Below are 19,128 nucleotides of genomic sequence, written 5' to 3' on the forward strand. Positions count from 1 at the left end.
GGTGCGCCCCGGTAGCGTGTCGGGGTGCGTACGGTGGAGTTGGTCTGCTCGCCCGGTCTGGAGGTCACGGTCCGGGCGGTCTGGGGTCGACTGGCCGCCGCCGGGTTGCCCAGCCTGGCCCGCACCGTCCATCCGACCAACCGGCCGCACCTCACCCTCGCCGCCGTCGACGAGTTCCCGCCGGGGGTCGAGCGCCACCTGGCCGACCTGTTCGACGCGGCGCTGCCGGTGCCGGTGACGCTCGACCGGGTCGTCGTCCTCGACGGCAGCGCCCCGCTGGTCTGGCTCGTCCGACCCACCCTGGCGCTGACCGAGCTGCACGCCGCCGCCTGGGACATCCTCGCCGAGGCCGAGGGTCAGCGCCCGTGGCACGCGCCCGACGCGTGGGTGCCGCACCTGAGCCTGGCCCTGCGGTTCCGCAACGCGGACCTGCGGCTGGCCCGCGCCGTCGCCGGTGGGCAGCGACCGACCGGCGAGTTCGACGCCGCCCGCAGCTACGACGGCACGGACCGGACGGTGACCGCGTTGACCCGGTGCGAACAGCCATGAGCGTTGGCACCGATGGTCGGGGGATGGCCGAGTTGGCGGCCCTGCTGGCCGACGGCACCCGCGCCGGGATGTGCCTGGCGCTGCTCGACGGGCGGGCGTGGACCGCCGGTGAGCTGGCCCGGCGCGCCGGGGTCGCCCCGTCGACGGCAAGCGACCACCTCACCCGACTCGTCCAGGGCGGGCTGCTCGTCGAGGAACGGCAGGGCCGACACCGTTACCTGCGGCTGGCTGGGCCGTCGGTGGCCCAGCTGATCGAGGACCTGGCCAGCCACGCCCCGGCCACGCCCGCACCGACCGGGTCGCTGCGCGCGGTGACCGCCACCGCCTCCCTGGCGTACGCCAGGACCTGTTACGACCACCTCGCCGGCCGGCTGGGCGTGCTGATGTACGACGCGCTGCTGCGCGAGCGGCGGCTCGAGGGGTCCAGCGGGTTGGCGCTGACGCCCGACGGGTGGGCCTGGGCGGCCGGGTTGGGCGTACCCGCGGAGGTGCTGCGTGCCGCCCGCCGCCCGGTGGTCCGCGACTGCCTCGACTGGACCGAACGCCGCCCGCACCTCGCCGGGGCGCTCGGCGCGGCGCTGTGCCGCCGCTTCACCGACCTGGGTTGGATCAGCCAGGGCGCCGGCCGCGCCGTCCGCCTCACTCCCAGTGGCCGCCCTAAGCTGGCTGCCGCCCTGGCCATCCCCGAACACACCCTCGACCCGCCGGCGGCCCCGCCGGCCACGAGCGGCCGCGCCTGATCGGCGACCGGGGCGGGATCGTTCGGTCCGGGGCGAACTGTTCGCGCCCTACGGTCGGGCGGTGACTGACACCTGGCCTGTTATCGCGCCCGCCCCGGAAACACCCTTGTGTGGGGCGCCCTCGTTCGACCCGGCGCACGGTTGGTGGGTGACCCGGCACGCCGACGTGCGAGCGGCGCTCACCGACGCGGCGTTCCAGGTGCCGTCCGTGGACAGCGGCCCGCCCGGCACCCTCGCCTGGCTGCGCGCCACGGTCAGCCGGTTCAGCCCGCCCGCGCGGCACGCCGAGCGTCGGGCAGTCGCGGCGGCGGCGTTGGCCACGGTGTACCCGGACGAGCTGCGCGACGACGCGGCACAGCTGACCGGGGCCGTCCTCGACCGCGCCGGCGACCGCGTCGACGTGATGCGGGACCTGGCCCGGCCGGTGCCGCTACGGGCGTTGGCCGATCGCCTCGGCTTCGCTGATCCGGCAGCCGCCGGGACGGCGGTCGCGGTCGTCGCTGCGACGTACCACCCGGGGGTGGAACCGGCGTTGACGACGCGGGCCGACCGGGCGGTCGCGGCGCTGCTGGCGCTCGCGCCGCCCGGCCCGCCGGAGGTACGGGCGAACCTGATCGGTCTGCTGGTCCAGGCGTGCGACGCGACAGCCGGCCTGATCGGCGCCGCCGCCCATCACCTGCTGCCCCCGGGTGGTGCGCCGACCACGGCAGGTACCGCCGATCTGCTGGCCGAGGTACTGCGGCTCGACCCGCCGGTGCGGGCCACCCGACGGGTCACCGTCGATGGGGTACGCCTGGGCGGGCGCGACCTGCCGAAGGGTAGCCCCGTGCTGCTGCGCTTCGACGCGGCCAACCGTGACCCGCAGGTGTTTCCCGAGCCTGGAGCGTTCCAGCCCGGTCGGCCCGGTGCCGGGTTGTTGACCTTCGGGACGGGGGAGCGGGGCTGCCCGGGCGACCGGCACGCCCTGGCGCTGGCCACCGGGGTGCTCGACGTGCTGCGGGAGCACTGCCGGCGCGGCCCGAACCCGTTGCGTCATCAACCGCACCCGACCCTGCGGGTGCCGACGAGTCTGGAGGTGAGCATCCGATGACCGATCGTCGTGCCGCGTTCCACGCCCTGCACCGCGCCGGCCGCCCGCTGCTGTTGCCCAACGCGTGGGACCACGCATCGGCCGCCGCGCTCGCCGCAGGTGGGTATCCGGCTGTCGGCACTACGAGCCTCGGGGTCGCCGCGAGCGCCGGCCTGCCCGACGGCGTGGCGGCCACCGCCGGGGAGACCCTCGCCCTGGCCCGCCGGCTGGTCGGGCTGCCGGTGCTGCTCACCGTGGACGTGGAGGGCGGGTTCAGCGACGACCCGGCGGAGGTCGCCGAGTACGTGGCGGAGTTGGCCGGCCTCGGCGTGGTCGGAATCAACCTGGAGGACGGTCGCGCCGACGGCACCCTCGCCGACACTCAGGTCACCGCTGCCAAGGTCGCGGCGGTGAAGGCGGCGGTGCCGGACCTGTTCGTCAACGCCCGCACCGACACGTGGTGGCTCGGGGTGGACGATCCGCTGCCGCAGACTCTTGCCCGCGCTCACGCCTACCGGCTGGCCGGTGCCGACGGGATCTTCGTGCCCGGGACCGTCGACCTGGCCATCCTGCGCGTCCTCACCCAGCGGATCGACGCCCCGGTGAACGCGCTCTACCAGCCGGGCGGGCCGGGCCTGACCGAGTTGGGCAGGGCTGGGGTGGCCCGGGTCAGCACCGGTTCGCTGTTGTTCCGGGCCGCGCTGGGCGCCGCCCTCGCCGCAGCCGACGCCGTCCGCCTCGGTGGGGCCGCCGCACCGGCGGGACTGCCGTCGTACGCCGAGGTGCAGGCCCTGGTGTCGGCGGGCGACTGACCCGGTTCCCGGCCGTCGGCTGCGGGCCCGTTCCCGGCCGTCGGCCGCGGGCCCGCTTCCGGCCGCTCTCGGCGACTGACCGGCTCCCGGCCGCTCTCGGGGGCGGGCCGGGGCGGGGTGCGAGGGCGTGCGTCGAGGAGAGCCGGCGCCGGCGCAATCTGCTGGTCGGTGCCTTTGGAGCTGAATCGTTGACGACATCACCGTCGGGGCAAGATCGTGCTCGATCCTGGTTCCAGTGGCATCCCTCGTGGTTGAGGCCCCTACAACAAGGATCGAGCACGATCTTCGGGGCGGCCTGGCGGGCCGGGCGGCCTGGCGGGCCGGGCGAGCCGGGGCCGGGGCCGGGGCCGGGGGCGGGCCGGGCGAGCCGGGGCCGAGGGCTGTAGGCGGTGCACGCGCCACCCGCCGGGTGGTCCCACGCTGTGGCTGCTCCTCGGCTGCGGCTGATTCGTTGACGACATCAGCTCCATAGGCAGCGCGTCCACCCTTTGGCCCCTGCCGGCCTTTGGCCCCTGCCGGCCTTTGGCCCCTGCCGGCTCGGCGTCACGCCAGCGTGCCGGTGACGGCTGCCCGGCACCTTGCGAAAGCCGACGTCCCCGCACCTTAGAGGGGAGATAGGAGGAATGTTCGGTCCGTTCCGGTCAGGATGATTACGGTGTGTTTCAGGGCGAACCACCCCCGTGTCATGACCGGAGAGAGGGACCGTCATGCGAGTGCCCAGCCGTAGTCCGGGACAGCAACCCGGCTCGCCTCCGTCGCGCACCGCTCCGGCCCGCCGTCGACCCTCCGGCACGACTCCGCGTCGCGTTCCCGCCCCCGCGCCCGACCTGCCCGCGTACCGCGCCGCCGTGGCTGAGCTGCTGGTCGAGGTCGGTGCCCTGGCCGACGCGGCGAGCACCCGGGCCCGACAGGTGCTCATCGACGAGCGGTTGCGCGAGCCGGCGCTCGCCGCGGTCCTCGACGCCACCCCGCAGGGGCTGATCGGCGCGCGCGAGACGCTGCTGCTGGAGATGGCCCGCTACCAGCCGAACGACCGGACCTCCGCGCGGGACCTCAGCGCGCTGGTCCGGATCTACCTGCTCTCCCGCATCGACGTGCTGTGGTGGCAGGACGCCCCGGCCTTCGTCACCGACGACCAGGTCAACGGCAGCGCGGAACTTGTCGACCTGGAGTGGCTGCGCCGCCGCGACCTGCTGCGGTTCCGCTACCAGGAGCAGCCGGCCACGATGCTGGGCCGGGCCGCGCGGGGGCTGCGGCGCCGACTGCGGCCCGACGCCACCCCACACACCGCGGGGCTGCTGTTCCGCCGCGCCCGGCGCGAGGTGGTGGCGCTGCTCAACGACATCGGACGGGAGTTCGCCGCCGCCGCGCCGCCGGCCACCCCGCCGCTCTGGGTGACCAGCCTGGTCCGTAGCGCCGAGCACCAGTACCGGCTGCGCCGCCTGGGGTACGCGGCGATGCTGCCGAGCGGGCACTGCCTCGGCTACTCCGTCGATGTCGAACTGGCCTGGTTCGAGCGTTTCGGCGCCCGGGAGACCCTGGCGGAGCTGCTGCTGCGCCGGCAGGAGGCCGGCGAACTGAACGTGATCGACGAGGGACAGGCCTGGCACCTGTGTCTCGCGCCCACCGCCCGGCGGCGGCTACGCCGGGCGTACGAGGCCGAGATGGGGGTTTGAGCCGGTGTGCGGCATCGCGTTGAGCATCGGCCCCGAGGCGGACCCGGCGACCTTCCGGCGCATGCTCGCCGCCCTGGCCCCGCGCGGTGAGGTCACCGAGACCCGGTCCGAGAACGGGCTGCTCACCGGCGTCCGGCGGCTGCGGATCGTGGACCGGGACCGGGCGGTGCAACCGTGGACGTCGACCGACGAACGGTGGCTGCTCTGCTTCAACGGTGAAATCTTCAACTACCGGGAGCTGCGGGCGCAGCTGACCCGCCTGGGGCAGGCATTCCGCACCGAGAGCGACACCGAGGTGCTGCTCGCCGCGTTCCAGCAGTGGGGCGAGTCGGCGGTGACCCGGCTGCGCGGCGAGTACGCCTTCGCCATCGTCGAACGGGCCACCGGCCGGGCGTACCTGGCCCGCGACCCGCTCGGGGTGAAGCCGCTGTACTGGTCGCGTCGGCCCGGCTGCCTGCACCTCGCCTCCGAGGTCAAGGCGCTCGTCGGGCACGGGGCCCCGATCGCCGAGGTGCCGCCCGGGCACCACGGCTGGGCGGCGGCGGACGGGCACGTGCGCCTGAGCCCGTACGTCGATCTGCTCACCATCGGCGACGGCCTGCCGGTCATCGACGACCCGGACGAGGCGGCGCTGCTGGTCCGCGCCGCGCTCAGCGACGCGATCCGGATGCGGGTGGAGACCGACCTGACCGTCGGGGTGGTGCTCTCCGGTGGCCTGGACAGCTCGTTGACGCTGCGGCAGGTCCGGGACATCCACCCGGACTGCGTCGCGGTGACGGTCGGCGTGGCGGACAGCCCCGACGTGGCGTACGCCCGGCGGCTCGCCGCTGACCTCGACGTACCGCACGTGGTGGTCGAGCTGCGTCCGCGCGACATCCGGCTCGCCGACGTCCGCGAGGCCATCCGGATCTCCGAGCTGACCGAGTACGGCGACATCATCAACGCCGTCGTCTCGGTGCCGATCTTCCGGCGGCTCCGCGACCTGGGCATCAAGGTGGTGCTGACCGGCGACGGCTCCGACGAGCTGTTCGGCGGGTACCGGATGTACCACCAGGTCGGCCCGGCGGCGGCCCGCCGGCTGTTCCTGCACCGGATCCGTAACCTGTGCCGCACCGAGTTGCAGCGGGTCGACCGGGCCGCCATGGCGCACGGCGTGGAGGCCCGGGTGCCGTTTCTCGACCTCAGCGTGGTGGAGCTGGCGATGCGGCTGCCGGTGGACCTGAAGCTGCGCCACGGCCAGGAGAAGTGGATCGTCCGGCGGGCGTTCGCCGACGTGCTGCCCGACTACATCGTCCGTCGTCCGAAGAACCCGATGTCGTACTCCTCGGGGCTGCACGAGCGGGTCCGGCTGTACAAGCCGCTCTTCGCCCGGCTGCACCGCTCGTTCGGCTACGACCTGCAGGAGCCGGTCCGCCGGGACTTCGACACCGTGCTCAGCCGCTGCGGCAACGACCTGGACCGGGCCATCGCCGACGGGCTGACCCGACCCGACTACACGGTCCTGGAACACGCCCGTGACCTGGTCGGCGCGGCGAAGTGGAACGCCGCGCCGATGGTCCGCCGGCTGGTCGGTCCGCGCCCGGCCCGCCGCTGAGGGCCGCGCCCGGGAGCTGTCAGGTCACCAGCAGCAGTGCGCCGACCGCCGCGAGCGTCCCGGTGACCGCGAGCAGGGTGCTGGTCAGCACGAACCGGGTCACCGGCACCGCCACCCCGGCCGCCCGGCAGCGCTCGAACCACAGCAGGGTGGCGAGTGACGCCCAGGGAGCGGCCAGCGGGCCGACGTTGGTGCCGATCAGCAGGGCCAGCAGGCGGGTGTGGTCGGCGGTCGGCAGCACCGACTCGCCGGCCAGGTAGGCGGGCAGGTTGTTCACCGCGTTGGCGAGCAGCGCTCCGGTGCCACCCGCGCGGAGGGCGCCCAGCGCGCCGCCGTCGACGCCGAGCAGGGTGCCGACCACGTCGTCCAGCCCGTGCCGGCCGAGGGTCTGCACCACCAGGAACAGGCCGGTGACGAAGAACAGCAGGCGTACCGGGATCAGCCCGGGGCGCAGCGTGGCGGGGGAGCGGACGAGGAAACCGACGAGCACCAGCGCCGCCGCCACGGTGGAGGCGAGCCCGATCTCCACGCCGGCGAGGATGCCGGCGACGAAGATCAGGCAGCCGGCGAGCGCCGTACGGTGCAGCACCGGGTCGGCCGGCTGGTGCCGGGTCGGTGGGACGAAACGCCCACCGGCCGGCCGCTCCCGCCGCCACCACCCGAACCAGAGCAGGGCCATGGTGACCGTTACGGCGGCGACCTGCGGCACCGCCATCCGGGCCGCGTACGCCAGGGGCGCCAGATCGACCCGGTCGGCGGCGAGCAGGTTGGTCAGGTTGGACACCGGCAACAGCAGGCTCGCGGTGTTCGCCAGCCAGACCGTGGTGACGGCGAGCGGGGCGGCGGGGATCCGCAGGTTACGGGCCAGCGCGAGTAGCACCGGGGTGAGCAGCACGGCGGTGGTGTCGAGGTTGAGCACCAGGGTGGTCAGTGTGGCGAGACCGCCGCAGAGCAGGAACAGCGCTGCCCAACTGCCCCGGGAGGCCCGGGCCAGCCGGCTGGCCAGCACGTCGAACACGCCGGCCACGGCGGTCAGCTCGGCGAGCACGATCACGGTGCCCAGGAACAGCAGCAGCGGCAGGATCCGGTGCAGGGTGGCGGTGGTCTCGGCGCGGGGGAGCAGCCCGCTCAGCGCGCAGGCCGCGCCGAGCACGGCGAGGACGGCCGCCACCACGTCCAGCGGGTGGGGCCGCCAGCGCGTGGTCGGTTCGGGCGGGGCTGCGAGTGTCACATCGGGTCACGTTGGCACAGGTCCTGACCTCGCGCTCGGCAACCCCGAGCAAGGGTGACCGGTCCCACGGTGGCCGCCGTCGGACACCCCCTGGTCCCCCTTCCACGCCCCTGCGCCACCGACCGGGCGGGGTGGGCAACCGTCGATCGGTACCATCGCGTCTAATGGATATGCGCAGGACTCTGCCGGCTGTCGCGACGGCCCTACTGTTCACCGTGACCTCCTGTGCCCCGTCGGAGCCGCCGTCGCGCGTCGGCCCGTCGCCGGCCGCCCCGGTCGCCTCCCGCCAGGACCCGGAGCAGGCCGAGCGGACCCTGGCCAGCCTGCGCCGCGTGGACGACCTGCCGCTGTACGAGATGACGTACGTCGGGGCGTACGACCCGACGGTGGGCACCGATGCCACGCCACCCAGCCCGTTCGGTTGCTCGTTGTTCGTCGCCGCCGGTGACCCGGGCCGGCCGGTGTTCGCCCGCAACTTCGACTGGGACGCCAACCCGGCGCTGGTCCTGCGGACCGACCCGCCGGACGGCCACGCGTCCATCTCGCTCGTCGACATCTCCTACCTCGGGGTCGGCGCGGATCCCCGTGGTGACCGTCGTCTGCTCGACGCGCCGCTGCTGCCTTTCGACGGGATGAACGAGCGGGGCCTCGCCGTCGGGTTGGCGGCGGACGACGCGGCGACCGTCCGCCCCGACCCGGGTAAGCCCACCGTCGGCTCGGTACGGATCCTGCGGCTGGTGCTGGACCAGGCCGCGACTGTCGACGAGGCGGTCGCCGTCTTCACCCGGCACAATCTCGACGTCGACGGTGGGCCGCCGCTGCACTATCTGGTGGCGGACGCGACCGGAGCGTCAGCGGTGATCGAGTTCGTGGACGGTCGTATGCGGGTGGAACGGGGTGCGGGCGGCTGGCAGGCGCTGACGAACGTGCAGGTCGTCGGCGTACCCGAGCAGCGGCGGCGTGCGGACCGCCGGTACGGGCAGATCGCCGCCGCGCTGACCGACGCCGGCGGGGTGCTGGACGTCGCCGCGGCGCACCGGCTGCTCGCCGCCGTCCGGCAGGGGCACACCCGCTGGTCGGTGACCTACGGGCTGCGTACCGGCGAGGTCCGGGTCGTCACCGCGGGCGGCGGTGAGCGGCGCTACCACCTGGCGACGGGCTGACCCGGTCGGCTCTTCCGGACATGGCCGGGCCCGGCCCCCCGAAGATCGGGGACCGGGCCCGGTCGCGTGCTCGGTGCCTACACAGCCTCGGTGTCTACCAGCCCAGGTAGCTGGGCTGGGTCTGCACGTTGAGCTCCTGGTAACGGGTCAGCTTGGCCGTCCAGGTACGCCAGTCGTTCAGCTCCAGGACGTCCAGGCCCTTGACCATGTCGTTGGAGTAGATGTGGCCGTTGTAGTAGTACGCGGACCAGGTGCCGCCGCCGACGAACGTGTCGGCCGAGAGCGGGCCGCGCTCCCAGAAGGCGATCTCCTTCGGGTTGGCCGAGTCGGTGAAGTCGAACACCGAGATGCCACCCTGGTACCACGCCTGGACCATGATGTCCCTGCCGAGCACCGGGACCAGCGAGCCGTTGTGCGCCACGCAGTTCTCGGTGTCGGCGTTCGCCCGGGGGATCTTGTAGTAGCTGCGGAAGGTCATCGTCCGGGCGTTGCCCCGGCCGGCGATGTCGTAGATGGCGTCCGCGCCCCGGTTCGGGCCGACGGTCTCGTTGCAGGTCGCCGCCCCGCCACCACCCAGCTCGTCGGTGAAGATCACCTTGGTGCCGGAGTTGTTGAAGGTGGCCGAGTGCCAGAACGCGAAGTTGACCTCGTCCCGGACCCGGTTGATGACGCGGGGCGCCTCGCGGTTCTTGATGTCGAGCAGGATGCCGTCACCCATGCAGGCGCCGGCGGCCAGGTCCTTCGACGGGTAGGCGGTGATGTCGTGGCAACCGGTGGTCGCCGAGCCGGTCGAGCTGCCCGGGAAGCCGCCGTCCGGGAAGAGGTTCGGCGTCGCGACCACCGCCGCGTCGGTCGGCTTCTTCACCGGCACCTTGATGATGGAGATGGAGTCGTGCGGCGGCTGGCAGTCCGGGAACTCGGCCCGCGGGCTGTACGAGGAGACGTACAGGTAGACGGCCTTGCGGTCCTTGCCCGGCACCAGGGTGTGGGTGTGGGAGCCGCAGGCCGTCTCGACGGACTTGATGTAGCGCGGGTTGGCCTTGTCCTTGATGTCGAAGACCTTGATGCCCTCCCACGAGCCCTTCACGTCCGCTCCCTGCGTGGTGCTGTTGCAGGAGTCGTCGCTGCGGGACGAGTCGGTGGAGAGGAAGAGCAGGTCACCGTGGACGGAGATGTCGTTCTGCGACCCGGGGCAGAGCACCCGGGCCTTGACCGTCGGCGCGCTGGGCCGCGAGATGTCGTAGATGACGAAGCCGTTGTAGTTGCCGGCGTACGCGTACCTGCCCTGGAAGGCGATGTCGCTGTTTGTCGCGTCCAGTGGGGCGACCTTCGGCAGGTTCGCGATCTGGCGCAGGTTGGGGCTGCTCACGATCTCGTCGACGCCGGGGATCGTGTTGGTGAGCGCGGGTGCTGGGGCCGCCTGCGGCACCGCCTGGGCGTTGCTCGCCGGGGAGACGAGGGCGCTGGCGACGAGGAGGCCGGTCGTGGCGAGCGCCACGATGCGCAGTTGTCGTAACCGTGGCTTGTGGAGTCTGATCATCGGCGGGGCCCTTCGCAAGGGGGAGACGATGGTCGACACGTTACCGCCCGACGAAGAACGTCGATGTGAGCTGGATCACATGAAAGTGACTTCTTCAATGGATAGCATCGCGGTGACCTCGACCTCAGGGAGTGGCCCATGACCAATCGGCGCGCACGCACCCTTGCGGTCGTCACACTGAGTCTCACGTTGTCGCTGGTGGTGTTCCTGGCGATCCGCCTCGACGGCGACAGTGGTCCGGGCGCCGCGCGGCCGGTCTCCGCGCCCGCCACCTCCGCCGCGTCGCCGACCGTCAGCCCCGTCCCCACCGACCTCACCGTCATTGCTCCGGGCCGCCCCGGCGAGACGGCCGCCACCCGCCCGGCACACGAGGTCCGCGACGCCGGCCCGGCCCCGCACAACTCCTTCGACGTCGTGTTCGTCCACATGATGATCCCGCACCACGCGCAGGCCCTGGCGATGGCAGAGCTCGCCCCCGACCGGGCCGCCGACCCCGACGTCCGGGCCATCGCCGAGCGGATCCGGGCCAGCCAGGGGCCGGAGATGGGCATGATGCGCGGTTGGTTGCAGACCCGTGGCCTCCCGGCGGAGGACAAGGGGCACGACCACGGCAGCATGCGTGGCATGCAGTCGCCCGAGGCGATGCGGCAGCTCGCCGCCGTCCGGGGCGCGGACTTCGACCGGCTCTTCGTCCGGATGATGACCGAGCATCACCAGGGCGCCATCGAGATGGCCACCAAGCTGCTCACGGTCGGCTCCGACCTGACGCTCAACGAGTTCGCCAACTCCGTCGCCACCGAGCAGACCGTCGAGATCGAGCGGATGCGCGAGATCCTCGGCTCCTGAGCGGGGCACGAGAGCCGCGGGTTCCAGCCCGTACGCTGGGTGACCGTGAGACGCACCCTGTTCGGTCGCCCGCTGCGCGGCGTCGCCTTCGACGTGGCCGTCGCCGCGCTGGTGGTGCTGGTCTCCCTGACCGCGGCGGTGAACCAGCCGGGCGGCTGGGCGGCCACGGCGGTCGGCGTGGCCATGGCGGTGGCGCTGCTGTTCCGCCGCACCCACCCGAGCGCGGTGACGGTGGCGGTCGCGGTGCTCGCCCTGATTCAGGTGTTCGCCCGGTGGGGTCCGCTCGTCTACGACGTGGCCGTCCTGATCGCGCTCTACAGCGTCGTGAAGTACGGCCGGCGGTTGCGCGACGGCGTCCTGGCCGGCGTGGTCGCGGCCGTCGGCGTGCTGCTGGCCGCCGCGCAGACCCCGGGCGTCATCCTGTGGTGGGTGACCGCGCTGTGGTACGCGCTCGTCACCGGCGCGGTGTGGTTGGTCGCGCTCAACGTGCGGACCCGCCGGCTCTACGTGCTCAGCCTGGAGGAACGGGCCGCCACGCTCGAACGCGAGCGGGAGGCCGAGTCCCGGGCGGCGGTCGCCGAGGAGCGCACCCGCATCGCCCGTGAGCTGCACGACGTGGTCGCCCACAGCATGGCCGTGATGATCGTCCAGGCGGACGGCGCCCGGTTCATGTTCGACCGGGATCCCGACCAGGCGCGTTCGGCCGTGAAGGTGGTCGCGGACACCGGTCGGGAGGCGCTCGAGGAGATGCGCCGGCTGGTCGGCGTCCTGCGGGACGCCGGCCCGGCCGGCGCGGACGGGGCCGACGGGCTGGCGGTGGCGGCCGACCCCGAGCACCGGCGGCTCGCCCTGACCGAGCTGCCCGACCTGCTGACCCGGTTCGACGACGCCGGGCTGCGGGTCCGCAGCACCGTCAGCGGCACCCCACCGGCGCTGCCGCCCGGCCTGGAGCTGACCGTGTACCGCGTGGTGCAGGAGGCGCTGACCAACGCGCTCAAGCACGCCGGGGTGGGTGCCGGCGTCGAGGTCGCCCTGGCGTACACCGCCGAGGCCGTCGTGGTCCGGGTGGTCGATGACGGTCGCGGCCGCCCGCTGGTCAGCCCGGCGCCGTCCGGGGGTCACGGCCTGCTCGGCATGCGGGAGCGGGTGACGGTGTACGACGGCAGCCTCACCGCCGGTCCCCGCCTGACCGGGGGCTGGCAGGTCGAGGTTCGGCTGCCGCTACCGTCGGAGCCGGCAACGGAGGTGATCGCGGCATGACGGTCCGGGTGGTGATCGTGGACGACCAGGCGCTGGTCCGCGCCGGGTTCCGGATGGTGTTGGGCTCCCAGCCCGACCTGGAGGTCGTCGGGGAGGCGATCGACGGCGCGGACGCCCTGCGGGTGCTCGCCCGCACCGAGGCCGACGTCGTGGTGATGGACATCCGGATGCCCACCATGGACGGGGTGGAGGCGACCCGGCGGCTCTGCGCCGAGCGGCCCGAGGGCGGTCCGCGGGTGCTGGTGCTGACCACCTTCGACACCGAGGCGGACGCCTTCGCGGCACTGCAGGCCGGGGCGAGTGGATTCCTGCTCAAGAACGTCCCACCGGAGGAGCTGCTGGCCGCGATCCGGGTGGTGGCCCAGGGCGACTCGGTGGTGGCTCCGTCGATCACCCGGCGGCTGCTGGACCGGTTCGCCGGGCAGCTCGGCGCCGCCCCGGGCGCCGACCCTCGACTCGCGCAACTCACCGACCGGGAACGGGAGGTGCTGCTGCTCGTCGCCCAGGGGCTCTCCAACGCGGAGATCGCCGCCCGGGTGCACGTGGCCGAGGCGACGGTGAAGACCCACGTCGGGCGGATCCTGGCGAAGCTCCAGCTCCGCGACCGGGTCCAGGCGGTGGTTCTGGCGTACGAGAGCGGGCTGGTCACTCCCGGCGGGTGACGCCGCGTACGACCTGGGTCGTAGCTGTCGACGGGCGCACCGCGACCCGGGGCGCACGCAGGTCGAGCGCGCAGGTGGAGATCGCCAGACAGGTGCCGGCCATAGCGTCGGAGGGGTCCGATCCGCCGCCCGCACCGGGAGCCCCGCATGATCCGCCTGACCCTGCGTTCGCTGCGTGCCGAGGCGCTGCGCATGCTGCTCTCGGCGCTCGCCGTCGTCCTCGGTGTCGCGTTCGTCGCCGGGACGATGATCTTCGTCGACGGGATGCGGGCCGGGGCGTACGAGCGGGCCGGCACCTTCGACCGCCACACCGACCTGGGTGTCTACTCGGCCGGCCGCGAGACGTTGCCCCCGGGCCTTGTCGACCGGGTGCGGACGGTCGACGGGGTGAGCGCCGCCGGCGGTGAGTTGACCAACACCGCCGGCATCGTCGGTGCCGACGGTCGGCCGGTGCTCGGCTTCACCATGCTCGTCGCCATCCCCACCGAGGACGCCCTGCGCTCGTACGACGTGGTGGCCGGCCGGTTGCCGGACCGGGCCGGCGAGGTGGTGCTCGACGCGCCCACGGCCGCCGACCAGGGCTTCGGGCTCGGCGCGACGGTCCGGGTGGGGGCCACCGGCGGGGCGGCCCGCCCGTACACCCTGGTCGGCACGGTCGACGTGGCCGGCACCGTCCGCGACGTCGGCGGTCCGTTCGTCGGGCTGGTAGGGCCGGACGCGTTGGCCCTCACCGGCGAGCGGGGCTACGGCCGGATCATGGTGGCGGCCCGACCGGGCGCCGACCTCACGGCGCTGACCGCGAAGGTACGCGCGGTGGCCGGCGCCGAGGCCACCGTGAAGAGTCGCCAGCAGATTCTCGACGAGGCCGTGGCGGAAGCGGTCCGCAACGTGAACCAGTTCCGCATGCTGCTGTTGATCTTCGTGGGAGTCGCGATCGTGGTGGCCGGCTTCGTGATCGCCAACACCTTCGCGATCGTGCTGGCCCAGCGCACCCGCCGGACCGCGCTGCTACGCCTGGTCGGTGCCACCCGGGGGCAGGTCTTCCGATCGACCCTGCTGGAGTCGGCCGTGCTCGGGCTCGTCGCCTCCGCGCTCGGCGTCCTGCTCGGGGTGGCCCTCGCCGGCGGGCTGCGGCTGCTGCTGTCCCGACTGGACGTGCCGGTCAGCGGTGGGCTGACCGTGACCGGTTCGACCGTGCTCACCGCCCTGCTGCTGGGCACCGGGCTCACCGTGTGCGCCGCCCTGCTGCCGGCCTGGCGCGGGACGCGGATCGCCCCGGTGGCCGCGCTCACCGACGCCGCGGTGCAGCCGAGCCGCGGTGCCGGTCGAGGTCGGCTGGCCGTCGGCGCGGTGCTCCTCGCAGTCGGTGTCGCCGCGCTCGCCGGCGCCGCGAGCGCCGGTCAGCTCCTGCTGGTGGCGCTCGGTGGGGTGCTCACCTTCTTCGGGATCGTGCTGTTCGGGCCGGTGCTCGTCCCGGCACTGGCCCGGGTCTTCGGCTGGCCGGTACGTCGCCTGCTCGGCGCCACCGGCGAACTGGCGGTCGCCAACACGGTGCGCAACCCGCGGCGGGTCGCCGCGACGACGACCGCGTTGGTGATCGGGATCGGGCTGGTCTGCGCGTTCATGGTCGGCGCGCGCAGCACCAAGGACGGCATCGAGCGCAGCGTGGACGCCCAGATCGGCACCGACTTCGTGGTCAGCGGAATCGGTCAGAACCTGCCGGCCGCCCTCGTCGGCGAGCTGGCCGCCCGCCCCGAGCTGGGGGTGGTGCACGAGCAGCGCAGCACCGTCGTCGACGACGTCGAGATCCGCGCGGCCCACCCCGCGCTCGTCGGCCGGACGCTGAGCGGGGTGCTGGCCGGCGACGCCGGCCGGGTCGGGCCGGGTCAGGTGCTGGTGCACAGCGAGCTGGCGAGGGTACGCGGTTGGCAGGTCGGCTCGCCGGTGACCGTCGGAGGGCGGCCGTTCCGGGTGGCCGCCGTGGTCACCGACGACACCCCCGCCGGCGAGGTGCCCGCGGGTCACGTCATCGACCTGTCCGACCAGGACTTCGCCGCGCTCTTTCCGAAGCAGCGTGGTTACCTGGCCGAGGTCGACCCCGCCGCCGGGGTGAGCCCCGAGCAGGCCCGCGACGCCATCGCCACGGTGCTGGGCCGATACCCGACGGTGAACCTGTTGGACCAGGGCGCGTACAAGAAGATGCTCACCGGCACGGTGGACATGCTGCTCGCCTTCGTCACCGCGCTCCTCGGCCTGGCCGTGGTGATCGCCCTGGTCGGTGTGGCGAACACCCTGAGCCTGTCGGTGGTCGAGCGGACCAGGGAGAACGCGGTCCTGCGAGCGGTCGGGCTCACCCGGGGGCGGATGCGGGTGGTGCTCGCCATCGAGGCGGTGCTGATGGCGCTTGTCGGCGCGGTGCTCGGCATCGGGCTCGGCACCGGGGTCAGCGCGTCCGCGATGGCCCTGCTGGACCGTCTCGGCGGCGACTTCCACGTGGTACTTCCGCTCGGCCAGCTCGGGCTGGTCCTCGGTGTCGCGGTGCTGGCCGCCCTGCTCGCCTCGGTGCTGCCGGCCCGTCGGGCGCTGTCCCGTCCGGTCGTCGAGGCACTCGCCGACACGTGACCGGGTCGGTGTCACCTCCGGGCCGCCGGCCGGACATCCGCCGGCCGGTCCCGCCATCATCCCCGGCGGCGGGACCGGCCAGCGGTGCCGGGTCTAGAGGCGTTCGACCATCGGGCCGACGCACCTGTTGCGGGTGTCGAAGACGTAGCGGGCGTGCTTGACCACGAGGTCGTAGTCGAAGGTGTCATGGTCGGTGACCACCACCACGGCGTCGGCCGCGCGCACCTCCCGTTCGGTGAGCCCGACCATGGTGACCCCGGCGGGGAGGTGGTGCGCCTCCGCGTACGGCTCGACGGCGTGGACCTCCGCGCCGAGGGCCTGCAACCGACGCGCCACGTCGACGGCGGGGGAGTCGCGCATGTCGCCGGTGTTCTTCTTGTACGCCAGACCGAGCAGCAGGAGGCGGGCGCCGCTGACGGCACGGCCGTCCCGGTTCAGCCCCCCCATGATCCGCTGGGTGACGTGTTCGGGCATCTCGTGGTTGACGTCGTTGGCCAGCTCGATGAACCGGAACTGTCGACCAAGGCGACGCTTGACCTGCCACGACAGGTAGCACGGGTCGATCGGCAGGCAGTGCCCACCGACGCCGGGGCCGGGCCGGAACGGCAGGAAACCGAACGGTTTGCTCGAGGCGGCGTCGATCGCCTGCCAGACGTCGATGTCGAGGTGGTGCGAGAGCATGGTCAACTCGTTGATCAACGCGATGTTGACCTGACGGAAGGTGTTCTCGATCAGCTTGGTCAGCTCGGCGACGCGGGTGGAGTCCACCGGCACGGTGCGCTCCACCAGGCGCCGGTAGAAGTCGTCCACCCGGGCCAGCGACGCCTGGTCCACACCGGAGACCACCTTCGGGGTGTTCTCCAACCGCCAGGTCGGGTTGCCCGGGTCGATCCGCTCCGGGCTGTAGCCGAGGTGGAAGTCGCCGGGACTGGTCAGCCCGCTCGCCGACTCCAACAGCGGGCGCAGCAGTTCCTCGGTGGTGCCCGGGTACGTCGTCGACTCCAGGATCACCGTGCAACCCGGGCGCACGTACGGGCCGATGCCGATCCCGGCCTGCTCGACGTAGCTCAGGTCCGGGGTGCCGTCCCGCAGCGGCGTCGGCACCGTGATGACGCAGATGTCGAACCCGTCGGCGTCGGTGTACTCCGTGCTGGGGTGGTACCTGCCGCTGCCCAACGCGCGGCCCAGCCGATCGGCCGGGATGTCCTCGACGAACGACTCGCCGGAGGCGAGACGCTTCACCCGGTCGGCGTCGACGTCGAGACCGACGACGTCGAGCCCCGCCTCGACGGCCCGCATGGCCAGTGGCAGCCCGACATACCCCTGACCGATGACGACCAGCTTTTCAGCGCTCACCCAGGCTCCCGCAGCAGATGTGTAAATGGCCTGCTGAGAGCCTAGAGGCGTCTTCGGCGCCGTAAGTCCGTTTTGGGGATATCGGTGCTGGTGGGGCTGCGGAGGTCGGCCGCCGGCGGACGGATCAGCCGCCCGCCGGCACCTCCGGATCGACCGGCGCGCTCGTCGTGGTGGGCGGGTCGGACGGCGTCGGCGGGTCACTCGGTGCCGCGCTTGTCGGCGGCGCGCTCGTCGGCGCCCCCGTGGTGACGGCCGCCGTCGGCGTCGGCGAGTTGACGGTCTGGCTCGGCTGCACGTTCGGCGTCGCCGAGACGGAGGCCGACGGGGTGCTGCCGGGCGGGCGCGGGCGGTCCGGCCGGCCCGGCTCGACGCTGGTGATCTGCTCGTTCGCCGCGGGCAGGTCGACGGGGCCGCTCGGTGCCACCGTCGGCGAGGTGCTCGGCAGGCGCACCGCCGGGTTCTCACCGGCATCGCGCGTCGCGGCCAGTGCCGCGCCGAGCCCGACCAGCGCGACCATCATGACCGCGGCAGCGCCGACGAGCGGACCCCGCCGTCGCTCGGCCCGCGACCTGCTGTCCACCGCCGCGCCGGCCGGCACGTCCGCGCGGGTGCCCGGCCCGCCGTCGCGCAGCGCGACGGGCGTGGCCATCGCGGTCGGCGGCTCGCCGCCGGTGACCGCCGTCCGAGCGGCCTCGGCCATCGACGCCCCGCTGGTGAACCGCTCCAGTGGATCCTTTGCCAGGGCCCTCGACACCAGGGCGCGGACCGCCTCCGGAATGTCGTGCGGAAGCTCCGGTGGCTCGTCGTCGAGGTGACGGACGGCGACCTGGAGCGGGTTGTCGCCGGTGAACGGCGGACTGCCGGTGAGGCAGCAGTAGGTGACCGCTCCCAGCGCGTAGATGTCGGTGGCACCGCTGACCGGACGGCCGGCGGCCTGCTCGGGAGCCATGTAGAGGGCGGTGCCCGGCACCGCGTTGGTGCTGGTGATGCTGGTGATGTCGGTGGAGCGGGCCACCCCGAAGTCGACCAGGACGACCGTGCCGTCCTCCTGGACCAGCAGGTTGCTGGGCTTGACGTCGCGGTGCACGATGCCGCCGCGGTGTGCCGCGTTGAGCGCCGCCGCCGCCTGGGCCACGATCGACATCGTCTCGGCCACGTCGAGTCGCCCGGCCGCCTCGATCCGCTTGGACAACGGCTCGCCGGCGACGAACTCCATTACGAGGTAGTCCGCCCGGCCACCGTCGGCGAGGTCGTCCGCACCGCAGTCGAAGACCTGCACGATGCCGGGGTGCCGCAACGCGGCCATGATCCGGGCCTCGGCGCGGAACCGGGCGATGAAATCGGGGTCGGAGACCAGTGCCGGCAGCAGGACCTTGACCGCGACCTGTCGGCCGAGAATCAGGTCGGAGGCACGCCACACGTCGCCCATGCCGCCCGTGGCGACACGTTCGTCCAAGCGGTAGCGACCGCTGAGCACGACCTCCGATGACAGCACGGCATTACCGTACCTAGAGCGCCGCAGCGCGGCGCGCCGCGGCCGGGCCACCGGGTGGCTGGTTCCGGCTGACTGATCCGGCCTGACCTGTGTGGACGCTCGGTCCCTGGTGACGCTGCGGATCGAGGCTGTCACCAAAAGCGACATTTTCCGTCGTTCGGGCCCCCGACCGTGGCAAGAAATCGCCTTCAGAGGCAGTTGGCGTCCCCTGCTCACTGCCCGTTACGACGACGCGCCGTCGCGCAGGGTAGATAATTGTCACTCTTCCGTGACACGACGCCGACTTGTCGCCTCGTGGGCCCCCTCTTAGCGTTAGCCCGGCTCGGGCCCACGGCTGTCTCGGAGCGCGGCGCACCGATCGACGACCCTGGCGTCGGCTCCGGACACGCCGCCCCGACAATCATGGTCGCGGGCACGATCGGAGCGGGGGAGGGTGGTGCGGGTGCTGATCGGGCGTACGCCTCGTGCCGGGTGGCCTGCCCCGGCGTGGCGGCTCGGGCCGGTCCGCCGACT

The 19,128-nt window shown here is 73.3% G+C and carries 15 protein-coding genes; 11 read left to right on the forward strand and 4 right to left on the reverse strand.

From position 1 onward, the window contains the following. Positions 1–24: 24 nt before the first annotated feature. From AB0C15_RS27700 to AB0C15_RS27725, 6 genes are all read left to right on the forward strand, one after another. Positions 25–549: a 2'-5' RNA ligase family protein gene (locus tag AB0C15_RS27700; protein ID WP_357356722.1), complete on the forward strand. Its 525-nt coding sequence runs from the start codon at positions 25–27 to the stop codon at positions 547–549. Next, positions 546–1,289, forward strand: coding sequence for a winged helix-turn-helix domain-containing protein (locus AB0C15_RS27705; RefSeq protein ID WP_357356725.1), 744 nt, complete (start codon positions 546–548; stop codon positions 1,287–1,289). The genes AB0C15_RS27700 and AB0C15_RS27705 overlap by 4 nt, the downstream gene beginning before the upstream one ends. Positions 1,290–1,437: 148 nt before the next feature. After that, positions 1,438–2,379 carry a cytochrome P450 gene (locus AB0C15_RS27710; RefSeq protein ID WP_357356727.1) on the forward strand — a complete coding sequence of 314 codons (942 nt, stop codon included), beginning with the start codon at positions 1,438–1,440 and terminating at the stop codon, positions 2,377–2,379. Next, positions 2,376–3,170: an isocitrate lyase/phosphoenolpyruvate mutase family protein gene (locus AB0C15_RS27715; protein WP_357356729.1), complete on the forward strand. Its 795-nt coding sequence runs from the start codon at positions 2,376–2,378 to the stop codon at positions 3,168–3,170. Before AB0C15_RS27710 ends, AB0C15_RS27715 begins: the two co-directional genes overlap by 4 nt. Before the next feature lie 707 nt (positions 3,171–3,877). Further along, positions 3,878–4,846: a DUF5715 family protein gene (locus AB0C15_RS27720; protein ID WP_357356731.1), complete on the forward strand. Its 969-nt coding sequence runs from the start codon at positions 3,878–3,880 to the stop codon at positions 4,844–4,846. A gap of 4 nt (positions 4,847–4,850) precedes the next feature. Further along, on the forward strand, positions 4,851–6,440 hold the full coding sequence (locus AB0C15_RS27725; protein WP_357356733.1) for an asparagine synthase-related protein: 1,590 nt from the start codon (positions 4,851–4,853) through the stop codon (positions 6,438–6,440). A gap of 19 nt (positions 6,441–6,459) precedes the next feature. Here AB0C15_RS27725 and AB0C15_RS27730 read toward each other — a convergent pair whose 3' ends face one another. Beyond that, positions 6,460–7,671 carry an SLC13 family permease gene (locus tag AB0C15_RS27730; RefSeq protein ID WP_357356735.1) on the reverse strand — a complete coding sequence of 404 codons (1,212 nt, stop codon included), beginning with the start codon at positions 7,669–7,671 and terminating at the stop codon, positions 6,460–6,462. 164 nt (positions 7,672–7,835) lie between these two features. Here AB0C15_RS27730 and AB0C15_RS27735 point away from each other — a divergent pair, with 164 nt between their 5' ends. Continuing rightward, complete coding sequence (locus tag AB0C15_RS27735; protein WP_357356737.1) at positions 7,836–8,834, forward strand: linear amide C-N hydrolase; 999 nt, start codon at positions 7,836–7,838, stop codon at positions 8,832–8,834. Positions 8,835–8,928: 94 nt separating this feature from the next. On the opposite strand, the gene AB0C15_RS27740 is transcribed toward AB0C15_RS27735, so the two are convergent. Continuing rightward, positions 8,929–10,374, reverse strand: coding sequence for a hypothetical protein (locus AB0C15_RS27740; protein ID WP_357356739.1), 1,446 nt, complete (start codon positions 10,372–10,374; stop codon positions 8,929–8,931). Positions 10,375–10,512: 138 nt separating this feature from the next. Between AB0C15_RS27740 and AB0C15_RS27745 the strand changes: the two genes are divergently transcribed. The 4 genes from AB0C15_RS27745 (at position 10,513) to AB0C15_RS27760 (ending at position 15,764) form a co-directional block, all read left to right on the forward strand. Then, positions 10,513–11,220, forward strand: coding sequence for a DUF305 domain-containing protein (locus AB0C15_RS27745; RefSeq protein WP_357356741.1), 708 nt, complete (start codon positions 10,513–10,515; stop codon positions 11,218–11,220). Between the two features lie 39 nt (positions 11,221–11,259). Then, the gene (locus tag AB0C15_RS27750; RefSeq protein ID WP_357356743.1) at positions 11,260–12,480 is read left to right on the forward strand and encodes a histidine kinase; all 1,221 of its coding nucleotides are present in this window, start codon (positions 11,260–11,262) and stop codon (positions 12,478–12,480) included. Beyond that, positions 12,477–13,142, forward strand: coding sequence for a response regulator transcription factor (locus AB0C15_RS27755; protein WP_357356745.1), 666 nt, complete (start codon positions 12,477–12,479; stop codon positions 13,140–13,142). The genes AB0C15_RS27750 and AB0C15_RS27755 overlap by 4 nt, the downstream gene beginning before the upstream one ends. A gap of 147 nt (positions 13,143–13,289) precedes the next feature. Beyond that, the gene (locus tag AB0C15_RS27760) at positions 13,290–15,764 is read left to right on the forward strand and encodes an ABC transporter permease (protein ID WP_357356747.1); all 2,475 of its coding nucleotides are present in this window, start codon (positions 13,290–13,292) and stop codon (positions 15,762–15,764) included. A gap of 93 nt (positions 15,765–15,857) precedes the next feature. On the opposite strand, the gene AB0C15_RS27765 is transcribed toward AB0C15_RS27760, so the two are convergent. Beyond that, positions 15,858–17,120 (reverse strand): nucleotide sugar dehydrogenase, encoded by a 1,263-nt coding sequence (locus AB0C15_RS27765; RefSeq protein WP_357356749.1) that lies wholly within the window; start codon positions 17,118–17,120, stop codon positions 15,858–15,860. Positions 17,121–17,244: 124 nt separating this feature from the next. Beyond that, on the reverse strand, positions 17,245–18,615 hold the full coding sequence (locus tag AB0C15_RS27770) for a protein kinase (RefSeq protein ID WP_357356751.1): 1,371 nt from the start codon (positions 18,613–18,615) through the stop codon (positions 17,245–17,247). Positions 18,616–19,128 lie beyond the last annotated feature (513 nt).

Origin of the sequence: Micromonospora sp. NPDC048835 (assembly GCF_040649995.1) — a bacterium.
Classification (GTDB): domain Bacteria; phylum Actinomycetota; class Actinomycetes; order Mycobacteriales; family Micromonosporaceae; genus Micromonospora.

Coding starts and splice junctions, on each gene's coding strand:
- AB0C15_RS27745 (WP_357356741.1), top strand. CDS start 10,513: ATGACCAATCGGCGCGCACGCACCCTTGCGGTCGTCACACTGAGTCTC.
- AB0C15_RS27720 (WP_357356731.1), top strand. CDS start 3,878: ATGCGAGTGCCCAGCCGTAGTCCGGGACAGCAACCCGGCTCGCCTCCG.
- AB0C15_RS27755 (WP_357356745.1), top strand. CDS start 12,477: ATGACGGTCCGGGTGGTGATCGTGGACGACCAGGCGCTGGTCCGCGCC.
- AB0C15_RS27735 (WP_357356737.1), top strand. CDS start 7,836: ATGGATATGCGCAGGACTCTGCCGGCTGTCGCGACGGCCCTACTGTTC.
- AB0C15_RS27705 (WP_357356725.1), top strand. CDS start 546: ATGAGCGTTGGCACCGATGGTCGGGGGATGGCCGAGTTGGCGGCCCTG.
- AB0C15_RS27740 (WP_357356739.1), bottom strand. CDS start 10,374: ATGATCAGACTCCACAAGCCACGGTTACGACAACTGCGCATCGTGGCG.
- AB0C15_RS27715 (WP_357356729.1), top strand. CDS start 2,376: ATGACCGATCGTCGTGCCGCGTTCCACGCCCTGCACCGCGCCGGCCGC.
- AB0C15_RS27760 (WP_357356747.1), top strand. CDS start 13,290: ATGATCCGCCTGACCCTGCGTTCGCTGCGTGCCGAGGCGCTGCGCATG.